At 64.9% G+C, this 22,644-nt stretch carries 22 protein-coding genes; 10 read left to right on the plus strand and 12 right to left on the minus strand.

Annotated features, from left to right (window positions below; translation table 11 throughout):
* Window positions 1-51: 51 nt before the first annotated feature.
* A complete protein-coding gene (locus tag QF015_RS08660; protein WP_429388410.1) occupies window positions 52-495 on the plus strand; it encodes a hypothetical protein in 444 nt (147 codons plus the stop codon).
* A 64-nt stretch (window positions 496-559) separates the two neighbouring features.
* Window positions 560-1,090 carry a hypothetical protein gene (locus QF015_RS08665; RefSeq protein ID WP_310206923.1) on the plus strand — a complete coding sequence of 177 codons (531 nt, stop codon included), beginning with the start codon at window positions 560-562 and terminating at the stop codon, window positions 1,088-1,090.
* Window positions 1,091-1,096: 6 nt separating this feature from the next.
* Here QF015_RS08665 and QF015_RS08670 read toward each other — a convergent pair whose 3' ends face one another.
* A complete protein-coding gene (locus QF015_RS08670) occupies window positions 1,097-1,993 on the minus strand; it encodes a rhodanese-related sulfurtransferase (protein WP_429388412.1) in 897 nt (298 codons plus the stop codon).
* A gap of 221 nt (window positions 1,994-2,214) precedes the next feature.
* Here QF015_RS08670 and QF015_RS08675 point away from each other — a divergent pair, with 221 nt between their 5' ends.
* Together QF015_RS08675 and QF015_RS08680 are read left to right on the plus strand one after the other, a co-directional pair.
* Window positions 2,215-2,910, plus strand: a complete 696-nt coding sequence (locus QF015_RS08675; RefSeq protein WP_310206929.1) for a GNAT family N-acetyltransferase — start codon at window positions 2,215-2,217, stop codon at window positions 2,908-2,910.
* Window positions 2,911-3,037: 127 nt separating this feature from the next.
* A complete protein-coding gene (locus QF015_RS08680; protein WP_429388414.1) occupies window positions 3,038-5,380 on the plus strand; it encodes a DEAD/DEAH box helicase in 2,343 nt (780 codons plus the stop codon).
* A gap of 76 nt (window positions 5,381-5,456) precedes the next feature.
* On the opposite strand, the gene QF015_RS08685 is transcribed toward QF015_RS08680, so the two are convergent.
* From QF015_RS08685 to ssd, 7 genes are all read right to left on the minus strand, one after another.
* A complete protein-coding gene (locus QF015_RS08685; RefSeq protein ID WP_429388482.1) occupies window positions 5,457-5,816 on the minus strand; it encodes an Rv3654c family TadE-like protein in 360 nt (119 codons plus the stop codon).
* Complete coding sequence (locus QF015_RS08690; RefSeq protein WP_429388416.1) at window positions 5,816-6,229, minus strand: TadE family type IV pilus minor pilin; 414 nt, start codon at window positions 6,227-6,229, stop codon at window positions 5,816-5,818. The genes QF015_RS08685 and QF015_RS08690 overlap by 1 nt, the downstream gene beginning before the upstream one ends.
* Window positions 6,226-6,606 carry a DUF4244 domain-containing protein gene (locus tag QF015_RS08695; RefSeq protein WP_429388418.1) on the minus strand — a complete coding sequence of 127 codons (381 nt, stop codon included), beginning with the start codon at window positions 6,604-6,606 and terminating at the stop codon, window positions 6,226-6,228. The genes QF015_RS08690 and QF015_RS08695 overlap by 4 nt, the downstream gene beginning before the upstream one ends.
* Window positions 6,607-6,869: 263 nt before the next feature.
* A complete protein-coding gene (locus QF015_RS08700) occupies window positions 6,870-7,502 on the minus strand; it encodes a type II secretion system F family protein (RefSeq protein WP_429388420.1) in 633 nt (210 codons plus the stop codon).
* Window positions 7,499-8,299, minus strand: coding sequence for a type II secretion system F family protein (locus QF015_RS08705; protein WP_429388422.1), 801 nt, complete (start codon window positions 8,297-8,299; stop codon window positions 7,499-7,501). Before QF015_RS08705 ends, QF015_RS08700 begins: the two co-directional genes overlap by 4 nt.
* A complete protein-coding gene (locus tag QF015_RS08710; protein ID WP_429388424.1) occupies window positions 8,296-9,531 on the minus strand; it encodes a TadA family conjugal transfer-associated ATPase in 1,236 nt (411 codons plus the stop codon). Before QF015_RS08710 ends, QF015_RS08705 begins: the two co-directional genes overlap by 4 nt.
* The gene (gene ssd, locus QF015_RS08715) at window positions 9,528-10,589 is read right to left on the minus strand and encodes a septum site-determining protein Ssd (protein WP_429388427.1); all 1,062 of its coding nucleotides are present in this window, start codon (window positions 10,587-10,589) and stop codon (window positions 9,528-9,530) included. The genes QF015_RS08710 and ssd overlap by 4 nt, the downstream gene beginning before the upstream one ends.
* 190 nt (window positions 10,590-10,779) lie before the next feature.
* On the opposite strand from ssd, the gene QF015_RS08720 reads away from it, so the two are divergent.
* Both QF015_RS08720 and QF015_RS08725 read left to right on the plus strand, forming a co-directional pair.
* The gene (locus tag QF015_RS08720) at window positions 10,780-12,471 is read left to right on the plus strand and encodes a bifunctional 3'-5' exonuclease/DNA polymerase (RefSeq protein ID WP_310206951.1); all 1,692 of its coding nucleotides are present in this window, start codon (window positions 10,780-10,782) and stop codon (window positions 12,469-12,471) included.
* Window positions 12,472-12,645: 174 nt separating this feature from the next.
* Window positions 12,646-12,846, plus strand: a complete 201-nt coding sequence (locus tag QF015_RS08725; protein ID WP_310206952.1) for a YegP family protein — start codon at window positions 12,646-12,648, stop codon at window positions 12,844-12,846.
* Between the two features lie 13 nt (window positions 12,847-12,859).
* Here the strand turns inward: QF015_RS08725 and QF015_RS08730 are convergent, their stop codons facing one another.
* The 3 genes from QF015_RS08730 to QF015_RS08740 are packed head-to-tail and all read right to left on the minus strand — an operon-like array spanning window position 12,860 to window position 15,650.
* Window positions 12,860-13,540 (minus strand): NUDIX hydrolase, encoded by a 681-nt coding sequence (locus QF015_RS08730; protein ID WP_310206954.1) that lies wholly within the window; start codon window positions 13,538-13,540, stop codon window positions 12,860-12,862.
* Window positions 13,537-14,331 (minus strand): endonuclease III, encoded by a 795-nt coding sequence (gene nth, locus QF015_RS08735; RefSeq protein ID WP_310206957.1) that lies wholly within the window; start codon window positions 14,329-14,331, stop codon window positions 13,537-13,539. The genes QF015_RS08730 and nth overlap by 4 nt, the downstream gene beginning before the upstream one ends.
* Before the next feature lie 11 nt (window positions 14,332-14,342).
* Window positions 14,343-15,650: a hypothetical protein gene (locus QF015_RS08740; protein WP_429388429.1), complete on the minus strand. Its 1,308-nt coding sequence runs from the start codon at window positions 15,648-15,650 to the stop codon at window positions 14,343-14,345.
* 471 nt (window positions 15,651-16,121) lie between these two features.
* Here QF015_RS08740 and acs point away from each other — a divergent pair, with 471 nt between their 5' ends.
* From acs to QF015_RS08760, 4 genes are all read left to right on the plus strand, one after another.
* Complete coding sequence (gene acs, locus QF015_RS08745; protein WP_429388484.1) at window positions 16,122-18,167, plus strand: acetate--CoA ligase; 2,046 nt, start codon at window positions 16,122-16,124, stop codon at window positions 18,165-18,167.
* Window positions 18,168-18,361: 194 nt separating this feature from the next.
* Entirely contained in the window at window positions 18,362-19,150 is a 789-nt protein-coding gene (locus QF015_RS08750; protein ID WP_310207096.1) for a DeoR/GlpR family DNA-binding transcription regulator, read from the plus strand.
* Window positions 19,151-19,237: 87 nt separating this feature from the next.
* Complete coding sequence (locus tag QF015_RS08755; RefSeq protein ID WP_429388431.1) at window positions 19,238-20,011, plus strand: ABC transporter ATP-binding protein; 774 nt, start codon at window positions 19,238-19,240, stop codon at window positions 20,009-20,011.
* Window positions 20,004-21,374: an FtsX-like permease family protein gene (locus QF015_RS08760; protein ID WP_310206968.1), complete on the plus strand. Its 1,371-nt coding sequence runs from the start codon at window positions 20,004-20,006 to the stop codon at window positions 21,372-21,374. Before QF015_RS08755 ends, QF015_RS08760 begins: the two co-directional genes overlap by 8 nt.
* A gap of 243 nt (window positions 21,375-21,617) precedes the next feature.
* On the opposite strand, the gene QF015_RS08765 is transcribed toward QF015_RS08760, so the two are convergent.
* The gene (locus tag QF015_RS08765; RefSeq protein WP_429388433.1) at window positions 21,618-22,637 is read right to left on the minus strand and encodes a LacI family DNA-binding transcriptional regulator; all 1,020 of its coding nucleotides are present in this window, start codon (window positions 22,635-22,637) and stop codon (window positions 21,618-21,620) included.
* Window positions 22,638-22,644: the final 7 nt, after the last annotated feature.

Consider the following 22,644-nt stretch of genomic DNA (forward strand, 5'->3'; position numbering starts at 1 on the left):
AGTTGGGCTATGTGGACGAACGACCCCACCGGAACCCGGTAGCGTGGAATCATGCTCAACTTCTCCTCCACAAGGCGCCGCGCGGGCCTTGTTGCCATTACTGCCGGCGCCCTGCTGGGAGCCAGCGCATGCCAGGCACCAGTCAACATCGCAGACGCCGACGTTCCCGCATGGAGGGACAAGGTCCTTCCGGCAGCGAACGGGGCGGTGCTGGAGGACTCAGGCAAGATCCTTAACCGGGATCCCCTGGTGAAGGAATCACCAGGAGTCGAGGCCGGAACCTACACGCTCACCATGGCCTGCGACGGCGGCGGCAAGGCTTATTTCGCCGTCTCTTCAGGCGGAAACAAGATCGCTGACGCGGCAGCAGCCTGCAATGGCAGCCTCGATGTGGTGAAGATCAAGGTCCCCGGAAATGGGGCAGTGAGCATCTCGACGAGCAGCGTCGACGCTCCGCTCATCTACGCCTACCATCTCGTTCCCGCGGCCAGTTAGAGCACCCCGGAACCTTCCGCAGACAGGCCTTCAGACAGTGGCTCCACGGGCGTAAAGTCAGTCCATGGGCAGCAAGGCAGCTTGCTCGGTGAGGTCACAGCGGTTGGCGAGGGCCGCCGTCGTGCTTCTTGTTGTCCTGAGCGGCAGCGTGGCTGGCTGCGAGTATACCTATGAGGACGGCGGCAGGCCGGAGGCCAGCGCCACCTCCACTGCGGGAAGCGTCGCTCTTCCGCCCGATCCGGCGCTGGAGGAAACCGTCACCGGCGAAGCCCTTGAAGAGTGGGCGAAGGCTGCGCTGCCCGAATCGCAAGGGCAGTCGTTCTACTCAAGCAGCGGCTACCTCAACCCCGGTGAATCCAAGTCCGAGCAGACGGTGCAATTGCCCGGCGGAACGTACGCGGTGACGCTGGCATGCCGCGGCACACGGCGCGTGACATTCGCCGTCACGTTGAATGACGTCGCACTTGTGGACCTGACCCTGGGCTGCGCCAATGCCCGGGTGAGCGTGGTTCAGCTGGAGAAGGATGCCATACTGTCCATCACCGTGGGGTCCAGGTCCGATGCCAACTTCGCCTATCGGGTGAGCAAGCTCTAAGGGCGCCTACGCGGCCTCGCAGCCGCCGGGGCACCGCAGTGTTTCCGGGCTCGAAGCACATTCCGCGCAGTAAAGGGTCAAAGTGCGGCAGCTGGGGTTGGAGCAGTTCTCGAACTTGTTGGTGGGAGCTGCGCAACGGACGCACTCACCGATGGTCTTGGCGTCGTCGCTGAACTCGACGTGCATGCGCTTGTCGAAGACATAGAGGGAACCCTCCCAGAGCCCCTGGTCCTTGAAGGTTTCCCCGTACCGGACAATCCCGCCGTCCAACTGGTATACCTCTTTGAAGCCCCTGTTGACCATCAGGCTGGACAGGACCTCACAGCGGATTCCACCGGTGCAGTAGGTGACCACCGGCTTGTCCTTCAGGTCGTCGTATTTTCCCGAATCGAGTTCCTTGATGAAGTCATGGGTGGTGTCCACGTCGGGAACAATCGCATCCTTGAACTTGCCGATCTGCGCCTCGAACGCATTCCGGCCATCGAAGAAGACGACGTCTTCGCCGTGGGACTTCTTGGCGTCCACCAACGCGTGGAGTTCCTCCGGCTGGAGGTGCTTGCCTCCGCCGACCACACCGTTGTCGTCGACCTTGAGTTCACCGGGCGCACCGAAGGACACAATCTCGTCGCGGACCTTGACGCTGAGGCGCGGGAAATCGGCGGCGCTTCCCTCCGACCACTTGAAATCGATCCCGTGGAAGCCCTTGTATTCACGGGTGGTCTTCACGTACTGCTTCATGTTGTTCAGCTCGCCGCCCACCGTGGCGTTGATGCCGTCCTTGGAAATGATGATCCGGCCGGTGAGCCCCAGTTTTTCGCAGAGGGCACGCTGCCACAGACGCACGGCGTCGGGGTCGGCGATCGGAGTAAAGCCATAGAAGAGCACGATTCTGTTTAAAGCCACTATTAAAGGGTACTTGGTGCAGTAAAATCGCCCGCCCGCAGCGACCGCGGAGGCACGTGCAGGAGGGCCGTCGGGCGTCCGTGCAGCGTCCGTGCCGGGTGTCCGTGCCGGGTGTCCGTGCAGGGTGTCCGTGCAGGTCAGGAAGTCACAATTGCATAAGCAACGATCCACGGGCGGACCTGACTCTGTTGCTTCATGGAGTGCTGGCATACTCTCTCTACATGAGTCCAGACGCCTTGGTTGAAGACATTGCGCACCTTTTGGAAGTCTGGGTGGCCGGCTGGTCCGGCTGCCGCGGCTACGAGTCACGCCAAGAGGGCCGCTTTCCCGCCGCGCTTCGCACCGACAAGACCGGTGACTGGGAGTACTTCGCCCACGATCCGTCGGACGAAGAGTTCACCGCACTGGCGGGCAAGACCGCAGAAGCCCCCACCCGGATCCTGACCGTCCTCACCAACGACGTCCAACGGTATAAATACCTCGCTGAACAGCACGGGCTGACCGTGACGTCCGCTTCCCAAACCATGATGATCGTGGACATGGAGACCCAGGATTCCGAGGATCCGTGGCTCCCTGACGACGACCTTGAACTCGCCACCTCGGAATCCAACGGCGTCCACCACGCGGTGGTCCATTCCGGCGAGCAGGTTGCTGCCAGCGGCCGGGTCTTCGTGGTGGACGGCACCGCCGTCTTCGACAAGATCGTTACCGAACCGGACTTCCAACGCCGTGGCTTGGGAAGCTTCATCATGAAGGCCCTCGCGGCACAAGCCTTCTCCCACCACGTTGAGAACGGGCTGCTCCTGGCATCGTTGGACGGCCAGAAGCTTTACTCGCACCTTGGATGGGACGTGGTGTGCCACGTCCTCATGATGTCCGTCAGCGGTGCCGAGGGATCGGACCTTTCCGGGGCCTAGCAGGGCCCGCCGGGTCCAAGCCCGAGAGCCGACTGGGCCGAGCCCGAGAGCCGACTGGGCCTGGCCCGACGGCGGCGCCCCGGGTGGTGCCGCCGTCGGCATGCCTGCACAGTGACAGAATGATTCGGTGGCTGCACCTCATTCATTGATCTCCCTGCTGGGCCGGACGGCGGACCCGGAGCAGCTGCGCCATGTCCATACCATTCCCGCAAGGAAGGCCGTCAACGAGCCTTGGCCGGAATGGGTCCACCCCGATGTCGTGTCCGCCTATGAAAACCTGGGGATCCAGGAACCGTACCGGCACCAGATCCAGGCCGCCGACCTCGCCCACTCCGGCCAGCACGTTGTCATCGCCACTGGAACTGCATCCGGAAAGTCGCTGGCCTACCAGTTGCCGGCCCTGGATGCGATACACCGTTCCGAGTTGCGGGTACTGTCCGATCCCGGAAAGATCCACGACGACGGTGCGGTCACCTTGTATCTGTCCCCCACCAAGGCTCTGGCGGCGGACCAGCTCGCGGCGATCCGCTCCCTGAAGCTGCCTACAGTGCGGGCGGAGACATACGATGGCGACACCGACGTTGCGTCGCGCCGTTGGATCCGGGATCACGCGAACTTCATCCTGGCCAACCCGGACATGCTGCACTTCGGAATCCTGCCCAATCACACCTGGTGGGCTAAGTTTTTCCGGCGGCTGCGCTACGTGATTGTGGACGAAGCCCACAGCTACCGTGGTGTGTTCGGCTCGCATGTAGCCAACCTGATGCGGCGGCTCCGGCGGATCTGCGCCTACTACGGTGCAGGAAACACCTTCCCCGAGCCGATTTTCATTGCTGCATCTGCCACGGCCTCTGATCCCGGGGTGTCCTTCGGACGACTCATCGGCGCGCCAGTGAGGGAAGTATCCGAGGACTGTTCTCCGCACGGCTCCACTACGGTTGCCTTTTGGGAGCCCGCACTCACGGACGTCAAGGGCGAGAATGGGGCCAAACAGCGGCGGACCGCGGTAGCCGAAACGGCCGACATCCTGGCCAACCTCGTCTCCTCGCGCGTGCGGACCATCGCGTTCATTAAGTCCCGGCGCGGTGCCGAGTCCATTGCTTCCATCACCAAGAGGCTCCTGGACGAGGTGGATCCCAGTCTGCCCGGGCGGGTTGCGGCCTACAGATCCGGGTATTTGCCCGAAGAACGGCGCGCGTTGGAACAAGCGTTGAGATCCGGTCAACTGCTGGGGGTTTCCAGTACGTCTGCTTTGGAACTGGGCATCGACATTTCGGGGCTCGATGCTGTGTTGGTGGCCGGATGGCCGGGCACCCGTGCTTCCCTGTTCCAACAAATTGGACGGGCCGGGCGGGCAGGGCAGGACGCCATTGCCGCTTTTGTGGCCAGCGACGACCCTTTGGACACGTATCTGGTGAACCATCCCGAGGCCATCTTTGACGTCTCGGTCGAGGCCACCGTCTTCGATCCCGGCAACCCCTACGTCCTTGGCCCCCACCTGTGTGCAGCGGCAGCGGAATTGCCGATCGGACCGGCCGAGCTCGACCTCTTTGGACCGACTGCCGAGGGGCTTCTGGACCGTTTGGTGGTTCAGGGGTACCTTCGCAAACGGCCCGCCGGATGGTTCTGGACCCACCCTGAGAGTGCCGCAGGCATGGTGAACCTCCGGGCCGACGGCGGCGGACCTGTCAGCATCGTTGACGCTGAAACCGGGTCCCTCCTGGGGACCATGGACTCGCCGCAAACCCATTACCAGGCACACACGGGTGCCATCTACGTCCATCAAGGCGAGAGCTACCTGGTGGAGGACCTCAACGAAGCCGACCACTGTGTGATGGTGCGCCGGGTAAACCCCGACTTCTACACCACGGCACGGGACGTAACCCAGATCGAAGTCCTTGAAACATCCCGTTCCGTCCAATGGGGCGACATCACGGTGCACTTCGGCGACGTCAAAGTGACCACCCAAGTTGTCTCCTTCCAACGCAAGGCCTTGATTTCCAACGAGATCCTCGGCGAGGAACCGTTGGAGTTGGGAGCCCGGGATCTCTTCACCAAGGCCGTCTGGTTTGTGGTGGATAACCGTTCGCTTCATGGCGCAGGGTTGGTCGAAGCGGAGTTCCCCGGGGCCCTACATGCGGCCGAACATGCTGCCATTGGGCTTCTTCCCTTGGTTGCCTCAAGTGACCGCTGGGATATCGGGGGTGTGTCCACTGCCCTCCACGCCGACACTGGTGTGCCCACGATCTTCGTGTACGACGGACACCCCGGCGGTGCCGGGTTCGCTGAGCGGGGCTTCGAAAAGGCCAAAATCTGGTTGACGGCAACCAAGGAAGCCATTCAAGCCTGCGAGTGCGAAGCCGGCTGCCCGTCCTGCGTCCAGTCCCCCAAATGCGGAAACAAGAACAATCCGTTGGACAAGGCAGCCGCCATCACGCTTCTGGGTGTGTTGTTGAAGGACGCGATCTAGGCAGTACACGGCCTACCCTCGTCACGCCCTTCGCCATCTGTGCTGGTCACCTGTGCTGGTCACTTATGCTGGCCACCTATGGCGGTGGCCCCGCCCGGGCCCGCCCCGTGGCGACTCCCCAGTCGAAGGGGTGCACCATTCCCGTAGCAACCTCCACCACCGCTCCTTCGGTCACTGTGCAGGAGGTGACCGTCGCCCCGTGATGCACTGCTACGTCGGAGGCCACGGTACAAGGGTCCCCTGATGTGAGTCCCCTGGCAGCATCTGCAGCAGCGAGCGCTGCCAGGTCAGCTGCAGACGCAGCCTGCGACGCCAGCACCGCCGCCTGCGCAAGGAGCAGCAAGCAAACAAGCAATGCCATCACCACTGCACTCAACGTCAACGCCAGGACGGTCCCTGCCCCGCGCTCGTGGTGGGAATGGCCCACAACGTGCATCACGGAACACCTGACCCGGCATGGGCCGATTCTGAACGAGCGGATGCCGATGCTGTCAGAGTCCAAGGGATGAGCGATCCCAGAGCTCCCCCAACTGGCGATGAGGCTGTCACGGTGAGCCATTCGCCGTCGTTGCTGAGGGACGAACTGGTGCCCTCCCCGGCAAGCCGCCTGACAGTCCCCTCCACAGCGCCGCCTGTCTCGCCTCGCGCCGCTGCCCTCGCTCCACCCCGGGCCGCTTCCTCCAAGCGCAGTTGGGTCATCCCTGCAGCGCCGCCTGCCAGCAGGAATGCCAGGAGCAGCACCACGGCCGGCAAAGCTACGGCGAACTCCGCAGTTACGGCACCCGTTTCCTTCAGCGCTCCCCGCTGTTCCGGGGTTGAACGCCCGCCGGCAGGAGGCACGTGCGTCATGGCAGGGACAGGGCCGTGCGGATCAGGTTGAGCAGGAAACCTCGGACTTCCTCGCTGCGAAGGATGACTACCAGCAGGCCGGCGAGACCCACAGCAGCAAGGGTGGCTATGGCGTACTCAGCCGTGGCCATGCCGACCTCCGAGCCGAGAAGGGCTCTCCGTGTCCGGAGTCGCTCAGGGCTCCTCCGCCGGCCCCGCCCCGGCCGCCGCACCTGCAAGGGCCGCTGCTTCCTGCCGGTCCGCGGCTCCTGCCTTGCCACCGCACTATGGGACGTGGCGATGTGCACATCCGCTCCAGTGCCCCGCAAGCCCAGCCCCGCCAGGCCCGAATCCCTGAACTCATCGAGCTCAAACTGTTCGATTCCCAGCGGCTTCATTCGAAGTTCCCCAGCGGCCGGGCGTCCCCACCACCCGCGAGCCGGGTTGGAGGCAGTACGAATGTCAGTGGTCGCTCGGCGAGCAGGACGGGTGCCAAGTAGTGTTTTCACGGAGGATTCCTTTCAAGTAAAGCCAGCGGGTGTGCCGACTGATTCGACTCTTCCGTGGCTTGAGGCGGCCCGTAAGACAGAGATTCCTCCAAGTGGAAAACCCCTCACGAACGGCCGCATGTGGAGGGAAAGTGAGCATGATGGTTTGCAGCTCACCCGGCGGGAAGCATGGCGATCAGGACTGGAACGATCCCCAGGCAAATGAACGCCGGCAGGGAGCAAAGGCCCAACGGGACCACGAGTTTCACGCCCAAGGCAGCAGCTCTCTTCTCCGCGGCCCGGAACTGTTCCCGTCGGTCCCTGGCCGCTTGGGCATAGAGGATCGAGGCCGACGGTGCACCGGTCAAGGCCGCGAATGCCAGGGCATCCTTGAGACGGAGCACTTCAGGGACATGCTTGGCCGGTGTCTTCCAAGCGGTCTCCCAATCGGCGCCGATGGCAAGAGCAGCAACAACGGGCCTCAGCGATTGCCGGATGGGAGGCGCGGCACACCCGGAAATGAGTTCCAGTGCCCGCCCAATTCCAGCTCCGGCATCGAGCATTGATCCCACCAGTTCCAGCATCATCGCGGTGTCGCGGAGCCCGTCAGCCGGACCGCTGGGATCGGCTGCGTCTTTGTGAGCCGGGACGCCGAAACGGCCCCGGCCGGGAGAACCCGCCGAGGTCTTGGCGTTGGGGTCCTTGACCAGCAAATGCGTCCTCGCCCGCGTTGGTCCGGCGAACCAGGCGGAGGCAGCCAACCCCATGGCGAGGATCATCAGCATTACCGAAGCACCCGGCATCATGCTGCTCCGGCCGCCGCCGCCACGAGTCGTGAGGACCAGACGCGGCCAGCCACCGTGAGGAGGAGGCCGGCCGCGAAGGTCGCAACGCCCAGAATGTTGTCCAGGAGAATTCCCAACGGGTCCACTCCCAAGGCCATCCCCAGCACCAGGCCGAAGACCGGGAGCCAGGACAACAGCTTGACGGTGGCCTTTGGCCCGGCGAGCGCCGTCTGCCGGGCGGCTTCTGCGTCTTCTTCGGCTTCCAGCTGGGCGGCAAAGCGGGTGAGGAGGTCAGCGAGCGGACAGCCGCTGGTTTCTGCCACCTCCAGGCAGGCCGCAAGTTCCATCCACACACGACGTTCGGGACTTCCGCGCCGTGGAAATGTCTTTGCAGCAGTGGCGCGAATTGCCTCGGCAGACGAATTTCCAAACGCGGACGCTGCCCGCGCCGCGGCCAAGACCACCAGTGATTCATCGGTGAGTGCAGCGGCACCCGGTTCCATGGTCGCCGGAGACGATTCGCCCTGCCTTGTGAGCCGCGCGCCATGGACTGTCCAGAGTTCTTCCCATAACCGGGATGTTCCCCGGCCACCACGAAGAAGCGCGGCGAGCTGTTGGACCAGCACCACCAACGACAACGGCTGTGGCCGCTGCCTCCGCCATGGGCGGCCGGACCACCAACCAGCGCGGGCTTGGAGAGCGGGCGTGCCGCGCACAGGAGCTGCAAGACTCTTCCGAACCCGCTGGCTGTCAACGCGGTGACCCCTGAAGTGCATCCAGGCCGCGAGCGCCGCCACGATGACGAACGGGGCGGTCATGTCCCGGGCCCCGGAAACCCACCTGATGGGGGCCAGTCGGCGCCTGCCGGCACGTCGGGGGAAAGCCGGGCCGCGAGGGATGGCCAAGCGGGCCCGGGTGTCATTCCCGTCGGATGCCAGCGGAGCGCGGAGACGACTTTCTGGCCTTCGGGACCATCCGACAGAGCACCGATGGAAGCGACTCTCCGCCCGGCCTGGGTCCGGTCCACATGAATGACGACGTCCAGGGCACTGGCGACCTGCAACCGCACAGCTTCAGCGTTCAGACCTGCGAGCGCACCGAGGGCCACCAGCCGTGCGGGCACCGCCTCTGCCGTGTTGGCGTGGATGGTCCCTCCGCCGCCTGTGTGTCCGGTGTTCAGTGCCGTCAGCAGTTCACGGACTTCAGCGCCGCGGCATTCCCCGACGATCAGTCGGTCCGGCCGCATCCGCAGAGCCTGGCGGACCAGTTCGCCAAGATCCAGTGCACCTCCGCCCTCAAGGTTTCCGTGCCGGGACTCCAGGGTGACCACGTGGGGGTGGACTGGGTTGAGCTCGGCTGCATCCTCGATCAAAACCAACCTCTCAGCCGGGTGGCTTAAACCGAGCATCGTGGAAAGCAAAGTGGTCTTTCCCGAGCCCGTGGCGCCGCTGATCAGGAAACTCAGCCTCCGGCTCATGATCGCCCGCAGGACCGCCTCGACGTGGCTGGAAAACATGCCACCTTCCCGCAACTCCGCCAGGGTGAACACATTCTCCCGCCGGATCCGGATGGACAGCAGAGTTCCTGTGGTGGATATCGGCGGGAGAACCGCATGCACCCGATAGCCCCCGGTGAGCCGCACGTCCACGCAGGGCGACCCATCATCCAATCGGCGGCCACCGGCAGAAACCAGCCTGGATGCCAGGGCCTTGATGTGTTGCTCCGTGTCGAAGTGAACCGATGACCGTTCCAACCCGTGCCCCCGGTCCAACCAAACAGAGTCCGGGCCGTTGACGAAGATGTCCGTGACGGCCGGATCCTGGGCCAAATGCTGCAGGGGTCCCAGCCCGTTCAGCTCTGCGTTGATGGACTCGGCGGCTTCCAGGGATCCTGCGGTGCCCAGTAGCCTGCCACTTGCCTGAACTGCTGCTGCGACCGTGGAGGGTGTGACTGGCCCATTGCCGGCGAGCACAGAATCCCGCACGGTCTCCAGGAGGAGGGAATCCACTTTCCGGCCCTGCCTTCGCCGCGTTCCCTCGAACGGGTTCACTGGACGGCGCCGTTCAGTTCCAGCACCGACATGGCAAAGCGGTTCACCGGCTTGCGCCGGCCGTAGTCAAGGACGCGTCCCATATCCGTACCGGCATCCACTCCCCTTACCTCAGGGAGGACGCCCAGCAGTGGCAGTCCCAGAGAGTCGGCAATCAGTCCAGCGTCCACCAAGGAGGCACTGCTGCCACGGACCACGAGCCCGGCGTCCATGGGCGGTAGTTCGCTGAGGATCCGCCCCGCTGCTACAGCCGATTTCAGGTGGGCCGTGACGAGCAGCACCATCCTGTCGCAGTCCCAGGCGAGATTCCGCACTCCCTCCCCGCTGCGCCCTATGTCCACCAGGATGAGTTCGAAGCTCCGGCGTGCGGCGTCCATGACAGCTGCCACTGCCCCTGCATCCGGACTGTGGATCGGTTCCCGTGTTCCCGGCCACGACAGGTAGGCAAAACCACCGGCAAAGGGTAAGGAATCCCGGAATTGCCCGGGGTCGAGGCTCCCCCTGGTTTCGGCAAAGTCGGGCCATTTGAGTCCGGGGATGTCCTCAGCCGTGACGGCCAGTTCAAGGCCGCCGCCCCATGGGTCGCCGTCGATGAGCATGGTGCTGACGCCATGATCGGCAGCAGCCTGGGCCAGCCAGATCGCGGTGGTCGTGGCACCGGCTCCGCCACAACCACCGATCACCCCCATCACCATGCCCCCGGGATCGGGGGAACCGGACATGCTGAGGTGTTCGGCCAGCCAGCCGGCAGCTTCAGGAAGGACGGCCACCCTTTCCGCGCCGAGGGCTGCGGCCAGCTTCCACAGCCCGTCGCCGTCTGAAGCCCTGCCCAGCAACACCGTCGGAGGCCGTCCCCGAGGCGGCAACTCACGGACGTCGCTGCCCACGAGGACAACGTCAGCACTGTCCCAACCGTGCACGGAATCGGTCACATCCACGGCCGTCGAAAGACTCCCGCCAGCAGCTGCGACAATCCGCTTGGCCTCTTCCTGGAGGTAGGGGTCCGCGGACACAAGGAGTATCCCGGCGGTGTCTTGAGGGACCCACGATCTGTCCATGTCCGTTTCCGTTGTCCTACTGGGCTGCCTGTGCCGGTGATCGCGCTTGCTCATGGAACCCACCATGGTGGACTCGGAGGACCACGATAAGGGGCTGATCACCCTATGTGGACAATCTGAGCTTCCTGGCCCTGTGGAGGAGCAGTGGCACCGGCACCGCAACCCCCACGCACAGGGCAGAATGGAGACCATGTATTTGCTGCTCGCCGCCCACCCGGAAGGCGCAGCCATACAAAGGATCTCCCCCACAGGAAAAGCCACCGCTGACCCGCGCGTCGTCACCCGCGGTGAGCTGCCCGGCGTCGTGCGTGAATTCGAAGCCCAGCGGCCGCGCTGGGTGTGGCATCGCGCCACGGACTGGTATCCGGAACTGCTGGCGCACGGCGTCGAGCTGGAGCGATGCCACGACCTGGCGCTGTGCGGGGCAATCCTGGCGCACTCGGAGTTCACGGCACACACGGACTACGCACGGCACGCGGTCAAGCTCACCCAGGATGATGACTCCGCCCCGCCACGCGCCCTCCAGCCCCCGCCGCCTCCTGCGGACCAAGGCGCACTGTTCGAGGACCTGTCGCCGTCCAACCCCAAAGCAGGGCTGGCCGAACTCAGGGAGGAATTTGCAGCCCAACAGCATGCGGTCGCCCAGGTCACCACGGACGAGCAGCGAAAGCAACGCCTCCAACTTCTGCTCGCCGCCGAATCGGCCTGCGCCATCATCGCTGTTGAGATGCAACACGCCGGTGTCCCGTGGCGGGAAGAGCTGCATCAACAGATCCTCGCCGATGTTCTGGGGCCCCGGCCGCCCATGGGACACCGGCCTCCTGCCCTTGAAGCGCTCTGCGCAGAGCTCCGGCACATCCTCAACTCCCCCACCCTGAATCCGGATTCGCCGCAGGACCTCATGCGCGCCCTGCACCGGAACGGGATCGAGGTGAAGAGCACGCGCCAATGGGAACTCCAGGAATCGAAGCACCCGGCCATCCAACCGCTGCTTGCCTACAAGAAACTGTCCCGCCTCCACACGGCCAACGGCTGGGCATGGCTGGATGCGTGGGTGCGGGATGGACGGTTCCACCCCGAATACGTCGTGGGCGGCGTGGTGTCCGGCCGCTGGGCCTCGCGGGGCGGCGGAGCCTTACAGATCCCACGCAATATCCGCGGCGCGGTCCACGCCAACCCCGGCCACAAACTCATCGTCGCCGATGCTTCGCAACTGGAACCCCGCGTCTTGGTTGCACTGGCCCAGGACACGAAAATGGCCGAAGCCGCCCGCGACAAGGACCTCTACGCCGGCATCGCCGCACAGGGTTTCGGCGGTGACCGGGCGAAGGCCAAGATCGCACTGCTGGGTGCTATCTACGGTGCCACCACCGGTGAATCGGGCAGGCTCATGCCCCAGCTGACACGCACCTATCCGCGTGCCGTTGGGTTCGTGGAGCAGGCTGCCCGTGAGGGCGAAGCCGGCAGAACGGTGACAACACGGCTCGGTCGAAGCAGTCCACCGCCGTCGGCAGGCTGGCTGCGAAGCCAGCAATCCACCACGGCCGAGGAACAGCGTCGCGCGGACAATCTGGCCCGCTCCCGGGGCCGCTTCACCCGCAACTTTGTGGTGCAGGGCTCAGCGGCTGAGTGGGCGGCATGCTGGCTCGCTGAATTACGACGGCGGTTGCGGGCCCTGCGTACCGAAGGCTCACCCTCCGGGGAACTCGTCTTCTTCCTGCACGACGAAGTGATGGTCCACGCACCCGATAACGCCGTGGAAGCCTGCATCAGGGCCATCGAGGAAGCCGCCGCCGCGGCCAAGGAACTCATGTTCGGACGCATTCCGGTCGAGTTCCCGGTGAGTGTCGCCGTCGTCGAATCCTATGACAAGGCAAAGTAGCCGCAGGGTAGCTTCAACCCCCTGGACTATCCAGTCATATCTCGCCAGATGAGCCGGAATGACAGGTACCGCCAAGTAACTTTCGTTCTCTTCCGGTTCTGGATACTTTCACTCTGTGGATGGTTTTACGGGTCCACGGTTGCGTGCAAGGAAGCATCACAAGGGGGAGCATCAATGGCTGGCAGGTTTGAAATTCTCAAGGACAGTGACGAAACGTATCGGTTCCGCCTGACCGCGGCCGACGGAACCGTCGTGGCTGTATCACCAACGTTCCAGCACCTCGAAGGTGTCATTGCCGGTATCAACGCCGTCCGGGAAAACGCCGCGACGGGACTCGTTGTGGACCGTTCGGCAACGGCCCGCAAGGCCGCCTGACACACCGCCGGCGTTACAGGAGATCGACGTCCTGCAGCTTGTCCGTGTCCCAGGGAACAGTCCAGCCCAGTTCGTCAAAGAGTCCGCTGAGGATCATTCCGGTAAAGCCCCAGACCAGCACTCCATTGACGGTGAAGCCAGGGCTTGTGTAGGTCCGGCCGAAACGGGTGATGGTGGCCGTGACGCGGTTGACGGGATCCAGCAGGTCACGCACCGGAACCCTGAATACTTGCGCGGATTCGGCGTAGTCCACTACCCGGACCGGCGACGGGGCATCCCACCAGCCCAGCACAGGGGTGACGCGGAAATTGCTGCGGATGAGTCCGAGCTCGGGGATGACCCCAAGTACCCGGACGCCGTCCGCGTCCAGACCGGTCTCCTCCACAGCCTCACGCAGCGCCGCAGCCACCACGGACTCGTCCTCCGGGTCCACCATGCCTCCCGGGAAGGCTACCTGTCCCGGATGGTCATCGAGTGTGTGTGCCCGCTCCAGCAACAGGACATCGAGGTCGGCGGGAGCAATGGGACGTCCTGATTCGGCCGGAACGTCATCCAGGACGCCGAACAGCATCAGCACGGCGGCTGGCCGGTTGGTTTCCGGGCTGACGGGAAGCCTCTCCCACAAGGCCGAGTGCTGCTGTTCGCCGGCCTCAAAGCGGGTTACCAGCGCTGACAACTCTTCGAGCGCGGTCACCCGGGCCTCCTCTGCGATTCCATTCGGATCTCTGCAGCACGGTGTGTTTCCGCCAAGAGCTTCTCCAGCAATGCTTCATTGCCCGGGGCCAGCTCATACTTCAGGAGCTTGGCTGCTTTGACCGGATCGGTCTCGCCCTCACCGTAGCTGGGACAAAGACTCGCCACCGGGCACGCCCCGCACGCTGGCTTCCTGGCATGGCATACCCGGCGGCCGTGGAACACCACCCGATGCGACAACATGGTCCAGTCCCGCGGTTCAAACAGCTCCGCGACGTCGAACTCGATCTTCACGGGGTCATCGGACGCAGTCCATCCGAAGCGTCGGGCCAGTCGTCCGAAGTGCGTGTCCACGGTGATCCCGGGGACTCCAAAAGCATTTCCGAGGACCACGTTGGCCGTCTTCCGACCGACCCCCGGCAAGGTCACCAGATCCTCCAGCCTGCCGGGGACCTCGCCGTCGAACTCATCGACCAGCCGGTTGCTGAGCGCCAGGACGTTACGCGCCTTGGCCCGGAAAAAGCCGGTGGGTTGGAGGATCGTTTCCAGTTCCATGGGATCCGCCTCAGCCAACGCCCGGGCGTCCGGATAGCGGGCAAACAGGATCTTGGTGACCTGGTTGACCAGCACGTCGGTGGTCTGCGCCGACAGGACCGTGGCCACCACCAGCTCAAACGGGTTGCGGAAATCGAGCTCCGCGTGGGCATACGGATACTTTTCCGCCAGGACCCTGTTGATCTTGCGGGCCCGGCGTTTGAGGGCGAGCAGCGAACCAGCTTCAGCGATGGCCACGGGATCCCTGCTTAGCCGCGTTCGATGTTGCTGAGCTCCCGAAGAACCCCGACCTTGCCGTCGGTGTCCTGTACCAGGAACTCGTGGCCACGGTCCTCCAACGCGAGTACCCAACCGCCGGGTTCGATGGTGAACGCAGGAACGCCCGAGTGCTCGTCGTACGCAGTCCGCGGTTGGGCGACGGCGAACCAGAACGCCTCATACTGCGGGGAATCGGAGTCGTCCGGGCGGCTGGCCGGATCCACCGTGGCACCGATCGAGTCGCTGACTTTCCGGGTGTCGCCGGAGACGATGGGGGTTGCCATGGTGGCAGCCCAAGGCTGCTGCTGCGAGGCAGGCTGCTGCGTGGCGTGCTGGCTTGCAGCAGCCTCAGCGGCTGCCGGGGATGTCTCGGTTTCGTTCTTTGCCTCAGCACCCTTCGGGGCCTCCTGCGCCGGTGAAGGCGCTGAAGAAGGGCTGCCTGCGCCGGCCGCCGGAGCGGTCACAGCTGCTGGCTTGCTGTCCGCTGAATGCACGACGGCGGACGCCTCCGTGGCCGGGGACGGTGCGGTTCCGTGCGTGGCTGGCGGAGCGAACGTGGTGGAACCCTGAGCCGCTGGCGCGGGAGCCTCGGAGGCCGTCGCCTTGTACCCGCCCGACGATCCCTGGAAGCCGGACGTCGGAACGGCCGAGGACGTCCCCGCAGCCGGCTTGGCAGCCTGTGGCTCCTTGGGTGCCTTTGGCGTGGCAGGCTTGCGGCTGGGCACGACGGCCTCGCGGGCAACGACGTGGGCCGGCGTCTCAGCACGGCCCTTGAAATCAGCGGAGAGCCACGGAAGGTGCGGGCCCAGGACGGTTGCGGCCAAGAGGCCGACAGAGCCGACCAAACCCAGCAGGACGCCGCCGTTGAAGGAATTGGCGATGGTCAGGAAGAAGAGCGGGAACGCGAAAGACGCCGTGACGGACGCGAACTGGTCAACGGACAGTGAACCTACCCGGACGATGGTTCCGGGCTGCAGCCTGCGGGCCACGAAGAGTGCCACGACCACCAGCGGCAGGATGATGCCCAGCAGGAGGAAGAACAGATTTCCAAGGTTCCAGAGGTTGTAACGCTCTCCGAACATCGGCAACAAGGAAGCGACGAACATCAACAGCGTTGAGCCAAAAACAGTCAGGTCCCGGATGGTGAACGGCCCGGCGACCGCCTCGTACTTCGTAGCGTCTTTCGTGGCCGCGCCGGGATTCCCCGCAGCGTTGCCACCTGGTGCGGTGGCCGTTCCAGCCGTGGTGTCCGGTCCCGTCGGTTGTGACTCGTGCGGGCCTGGGCTCAGCTGGTTCATCTATTTCTCCTTCGTACGGCGGTGTCCTGGGCAGTCCGGACAGGTGACCCCCGCAGATTTCCGCGGAAAACCGGCCACGCTCAAGATGCGTCCCAAGACTTCTTCAGCCTATGCCACCCCACTGACAGGGTTCTAGCTGAAAACGGCCATCCGGCTTCGCCCACAGCAAACTCCAAGGTCCCTTACAGACTGCGCCCGCTGCAGGAGCCCCCTGCAGCGGCGGGCGCGTGCCGCCGTCGTGCGTCATGTAAACGGTTCCCCACCTCCCGCCACGCCATTCGTCGCTAAATCGGCGCCGCTCGCTGGCACGTTTGTGACGACGCACACGTGGGACCTTCCAAAGCGATAGTGTTGATGGCGGACAGCACTCTGCGGACCTTTCGGGGAACGCGCCCGACGCCGATGACGGCCCGGGCGGGAACCCCGCGGCAGGTTCCGCGCAGCAAAGATCGATGAATGATGAGGTTCACCATGTCCCAGGACACCACCGGATCCACGGCCACCGCTGCAGCTTCAACGGCTCAGGATGGTCAGGCCCCCCACGTCGAGGCGCTTGAAAACCTCCTCCACGAGAACCGTAAGTTCGCGCCGTCGGCCGAGTTCGCCGCGAACGCCGTGACCAGCGCTGACTCCTATGCAGAGGCCGAAGCCGATCGCCCGGCGTTCTGGGCCAAGCAGGCCCGCGAGTTGCTGACGTGGGACAAGGACTTCACCGAGGCCCTGGATTGGTCCAACCCTCCGTTTGCCAAATGGTTCGTCGGCGGGGAGATCAACGCTGCCTACAACGCTTTGGACCGCCACGTGGAGAACGGCCTCGGCGACCGCGTTGCCATCTACTTCGAGGGCGAGCCCGGGGACACCCGCACCTACACGTACGCGCAGCTGACCGAAGAGGTCAAGAAGGCCGCGAACGCCTTCGAGTCCCTCGGCGTGGCCAAGGGCGACCGCGTGGCCGTGTACCTGCCCATGATCCCCGAGGCCGTCATCACGCTCCTTGCGTGCGCCAGGATCGGGGCCGTGCATTCGGTGGTGTTCGGCGGGTTCTCCGCGGACGCGCTCCGTTCCCGCATCGAGGACGCCGAAGCCAAGCTCGTGGTCACCGCCGACGGTACCTACCGCCGCGGCAAGCCCAGCGCCCTGAAGCCGGCAGTGGACGAAGCCCTGTCCAAAGAAGGTCATACAGTCCAGAACGTGGTGGTGGTCAAGCGCAACGGCGAGGACGTCAACTGGGTCGAAGGACGCGACCTCTGGTGGTCCGACACCGTAGATAAGGCCTCAACCGAGCACACCGCCGTAGGCCATGACTCCGAGCACCCGCTGTTCATCCTCTACACCTCCGGCACCACGGGCAAGCCGAAGGGCATCCTGCACACCACCGGCGGCTACCTCACCCAGGGCGCGTACACGCACAAAGCCGTGTTCGACCTACACCCGGAAACCGACGTGTACTGGTGCACCGCCGACGTCGGATGGGTCACCGGCCACTCCTACGTCACCTACGCTCCGCTCATCAACGGCGCCACCCAGGTCATGTACGAAGGCACCCCGGACTCCCCGCACCAGGGCCGCTGGTGGGAGATCGTGGAGAAGTACAAGGTCTCCATCCTCTACACCGCCCCGACCGCGATCCGGACGTTCATGAAGTGGGGCCGGGACATCCCGGACAAGTACGATCTCTCCTCCATCCGGGTCCTGGGCTCCGTCGGTGAATCCATCAACCCCGAGGCGTGGATGTGGTACCGGGACGTCATCGGCGCCAACGCCGGCAAGAACGGTGGGAAGAAGGACAACCCGGCCCCGATCGTGGACACCTGGTGGCAGACCGAAACCGGTGCACAGATGATCGCACCGCTGCCGGGCGTGACCGCCACGAAGCCCGGTTCGGCGCAGGTTCCGCTGCCCGGTATCGCGGTGGATGTGGTGGACGAAAACGGCCAGTCCGTGGCAAACGGCGAAGGCGGTTACTTGGTGGTCCGCGAACCGTGGCCCTCCATGCTGCGCGGCATCTGGGGCGACCCGGAACGTTTCAAGGACACCTACTGGTCCCGGTTCGAGGCCATGTACTTCGCCGGTGATGGTGCCAAGAAGGACGAGGACGGCGACGTCTGGCTACTGGGCCGCGTGGACGACGTCATGAACGTCTCCGGCCACCGCCTCTCCACCACGGAAATCGAATCCGCCCTGGTCTCGCACCCGTCCGTCGCTGAAGCCGCGGTGGTGGGTGCCGCTGACGAGACCACCGGACAGGCCGTCGTCGCGTTCGTCATCCTTCGCGGTGACGCCGTGAACAACGGCGACGAAACCGTCCTGGAACTGCGCAACCACGTGGGCAAGGAAATCGGCCCGATCGCCAAGCCCAAGCAGCTGCTGATCGTGCCGGAACTGCCCAAGACGCGCTCCGGCAAGATCGTCCGCCGCCTCCTGAAGGACATCGCAGAAGGCCGCGACACCGGCGACGCCACCACCCTTGCCGATCCCGGCATCATGACCCAGATCGCTGACTCGCTCCGCAAGTAGCGTCACCCGGCATCAGCGCACGACGGCGCCGCCCACCTCCCGGGGTGAGCGGCGCCGTCGTGCGTTAAGCGGTTGCGTGACGCAGTTGCCTGACGCCGCCGCGACGGGATAAGCGGCCACGGGGTGGGACCGCGTCCTAGACTGGAGCCAGACTCAGCCCCATGTTTGACGACGAGGTTCCCAGAAAGGCCCTGATGCTCCAGGCAGCACGCCACTCCGCCATCATCGACGCAGTACAGCGCGAGCGCGTCGTCCGGGTCTCGGACCTCGCGCAGTTGCTGGGGGTCTCCCCCATGACCGTCCGGCGGGACATCGAAGCACTTGAAGAAACGGGCCGCGTGGAGCGCATCCATGGCGGAGCCAAACTGCCCGGCGATGCCAGCACCCATGAGCCTGGCTTCGAGCTCAAGTCCACGCAGCTCACCGCGGAAAAGCACGCCATTGCTGTCGAAGCCGCCTCGATGGTCCAGGAAGGCATGGCGATCGGCCTCAGCGCCGGAACCACCACGTGGGCCCTCGCCCAGGAGCTCGTTCACGGACCCCGGATTACCGTCGTCACCAATTCAGTGCGCATCGCCGATCTCTTTCATCACGGGTCATCATCGGGTCCCGCCCGCTTCGGCTCCACAGTGATCCTGATCGGCGGCGAGCGCACACCGTCTGACGCACTGGTGGGTCCCATTGCCACGGCTTCGCTCAAGCAGCTCCACCTGGACGTCCTGTTCCTGGGCGTCCACGGCATGGATGCCCAAGCAGGCTTCACCACCCCGAACCTGCTTGAAGCTGAAACGGACCGGGCCTTCATGACGTCGGCACGGAGCACTGTTGTGCTGGCCGACCACAGCAAGTGGGGCGTGGTGGGCATCGCCTCGATCGCGCAGTTGGAAGAGGCCGACGAGCTGATTACCGATTCCCTCCTGGGCGACGACGCCCGCCGGGTGCTGGCCGAGAACGTAGCCAAGCTGCGGATTGCTGGGGCATAACCTCTCATACCCCGGGTGGAGGCGGCCCCGCAGAGTTCAGCCGCCGGACTGAGGCGGGAGGACTGGGCCCGCAGGGATGCTGGATATATGAACGCCATCCTCCACGCCCAGCAACTCACCAAGCACTATCCCGGCAGCATTGCCCTGGACCGCGTCGACTTCACCGCCAGCGCCGGCGAGTCCATCGCGATCATCGGTCCTTCCGGTTCCGGTAAGACCACGCTGCTGCACTGCCTCGCCGGGATTTTGAGGCCCGACGCCGGTTCGATCACCTTGAGCACTCCGGCGGCACCGCTGCGCCTGGAGACGCTAAGCGACGCAGCGCTGTCCCGGCTGCGACGCGAGGAATTCGGCTTCGTGTTCCAGCAAGGCATGCTCCTTCCTGAACTTACTGCGGTGGAGAACGTCGCCTTGGCGCTGATGCTCAACGGCACCGATCGGGCAACATCAGAGTCCCGGGCCGCCGAATGGCTTGGAGCTTTAGGCCTCGCGGGCATGGAGCAGCGCCGCTTGGGTGAGCTGTCCGGCGGGCAGGTCCAGCGCGTGGCAATCGCCCGCGCCCAGGTCACAGGTGCCCGGGTTGTCTTCGCGGATGAGCCCACCGGCGCCCTGGACTCTGCCACCTCCACTGAAGTCCTGGACGTGTTGCTTCGCTCCGTGGCAGCCAACGGACGGACCCTGCTGGTGGTCACGCACGATCCCAACGTGGCAGCCCGATGCCAGCGCGTGGTGGAACTCCGCGATGGGCGGATCGTGGCGGACAGTGGCGGTCTTTCCCAGCCAGGTAGCCCTTCCCAGCCGGGTAACGCTGTTTCAGCAGCACCTTCCACCAGCAACTTCAAAGGTGCCTTCAATGTCTAGTCTCTCCATGGCCCTGCGCCTCACCCCCTACCTTGCGCGGAGCAACGGCAGCAGCCTCCGCGAAACCGGTCTCCGCGACGCCGGCCTGCCGGTCCTCGCTTTCGGAACCGTCACGGCCCTTCTGCTCACTGTTGCCGGCGGTTCACAGGTTTTCTGGTCATGGTCGGACGACATCGCCGGCACTTACCAAGCGCTGGCCGTCGTCGCCATGGTCTTGCTCATCATCCCGCTCCTGACGCTCGGTGCCTCGGCCGCGCGGCTGGCCGCCCGCCGTCGTGATGACCGCTTGGCTTCCTTGCGCCTGCTGGGCGCCAACAGCGCCACCGTGGTGTGGATGACCGTCATCGAGTCGACAGTGCTCGCGGCAGTGGGAGCGCTGGCGGGCGCGGGACTGTACGCGTGCGTCGCACCGTTCCTCGGCCTGATCCAGTTCCGCGGCCAAGCCATAGGCGGCCACGCATGGCTGTCTGTGCCGTCCATCCTCGGCTGCATCCTGGCCGTCTGCGTGCTGGCCGCGGCGAGCGCCGCCCTTGGACTGCGGAAAGTCGTGGTCACCCCGTTGGGCGTCAGGACCAGGCAAACGGCCGACGGCGCGCATTGGGTTCGCGGACTCATCGCCGCTGTCGTGGTGGTGGTCGGAGTCATGGCGATGGGAATGCTCAGCAGCTTTGGTGCGTTCATCGTCATCATCGCGGTGATGGGCGGCTGCTTTGGCTTGGCCCTGCTCGCCTTGAATCTCATGGGTCCTTGGATCCTGCGGTTGCGCGCGTCCTCGCAGCTCAAGCGGGCCAAGCGACCCGAGCAGCTGCTGGCCGCCCGGACAGTTCTGGAGAGCCCCAAGGAATCGTGGCGACAAGTTGGGGGCGTCGCGATGACCAGTTTTGTAGGGGTATTCGTGGGCGTCGGCATGGCAGTGGCCGACACCATGGGCGGCAGCGCCACGGATGAGACGGCGTTGTTGGTGCGGGACATCAACACCGGCGTGATGATCACCCTGTTGGGTTCATTCCTGATGGTGGCCTGCTCAGCCGGCGTGAACCAGGCGGCAGCAGTTCTTGACCGGGCGTCCACCTTGGTGGCCCTGGACCGGGTGGGCATGCCGCGCAAACTCATGGTGGCGGCACGGGTCAAAGCCGTCATGTCCCCGCTGTTCCTGGTGGCTGGCATTTCTGCGGCTGCTGCGGCCGCGCTGGTCCTGCCGTTGACGGGCATGGTGTTGTTGACCCAGCCCGTGGTGTTCCTGACCATCGGCGGAGTGTTCGCGGCCGGGTTCCTGCTGGTCCGCCTTGCTGTCGCTGCCGGTACGGCACAGATCGGCCAGGTGCTGTCCCGCCCGGAGCGCTACGCGAGCATGGACTCCTAGCACCCTCCCAACCAACCCCCCCCCTCACCGATGGCCCCCCAACCAACCCCCTCTCACCGATGGCCCCCTCCCAACCAACCCCCTCTCACCGATGGCCCCCTCCCAACCAACCCCCTCTCAGTGGTCCGTGAAAGGTGAGCGGGCGTTCGGTCAAACAGGCCAAAAGGTGAGCGGGCGTTCGGCCAAACAGGCCCATCGGTGAGCGGGCGTCCGGCCAAACAGGCCAATCGGTGATGGAGGGTTCTAGCTGCAGCCGCAGGACTGCCGGATGATCAACTCCGTGGGGAGGATGTGGTGCTGTGGTTCCTCTGCGCGGTCCTTGCCCACCAAGGCCCGGACGGCGGCTTCGGCCATCAGCTGTACCGGCTGGGCCACCGTGGTCAGCGCGGGCCAACTGTATTCGGAGTCCAGGGACCCGTCGAAGGACACCAACGCCACGTCCTCGGGCACCCGGACTCCGGCCTCGTGAAGGGCCCGGAGAATGCCGATGGCCTGCATGTCGTTGCTGGCAAAGATCGCAGTGGGACGGGTGGCCATGGACAGGAACCGTTTGCCCACTTCGTAGCCGCCAGGCCGGGTGAAGGGGCTATGTAGCATGGGGCCGTCCGGCAGGCCAGCTTCACGCAGCGCGGCAAGCCAGCCCACTTCGCGTCCGTCCAGTTGGTTGCCGGTGTTGGTACCGATGGCCAAGCCGATGTTCTTGTGACCATGCCCTATCAGGTGTTCGACCGCGGCACGGCCACCAGCCTCCAGGTCCACGCCAACGCTGGCAAAACCGGGAGGGGATCCGGCGTTGTTTAACAGGACTGACGGGATTTCCGAGGCTTCCAACTCCGTGACGTCGGGGTCGAAGACGCAACTTGCCAGGAATACGCCGTCCACCTGTCGCGCGGCCAATGTACGGATATTCTTCCGCTCACGGGTCGGGCTGCCGTCCGAGTTGGTGAGCACCATCCCGTAGCCGAGCTCGGATGCCGCGTCTTCCACGGCATGGGCCAGATGCGTGAAGAACGGGTTGGTATTGTCCGGCACCACGACGCCAATGGTTTCGCTGGACCCCAGTTTCAGCGCTCGCGCCGCGGCATTGGGCCGGTACCCCAGGATACGGATAGCATCGCGGACCTTGGCTTCGGTGGCCGGGGCAACGTTTTTGGGCCCGCCGTTCACCACATAACTCACGACGGCGGTACTCACCCCGGCGTAACGGGCCACGTCTTTGCGTGTGACCGGGCCGCGCGGGGTTTGTACCGCTGAAGTTGTCATGGGGTAA

This window comes from Paenarthrobacter sp. TE4293, assembly GCF_050435325.1.
Lineage (GTDB): Bacteria > Actinomycetota > Actinomycetes > Actinomycetales > Micrococcaceae > Arthrobacter > Arthrobacter nitroguajacolicus_C.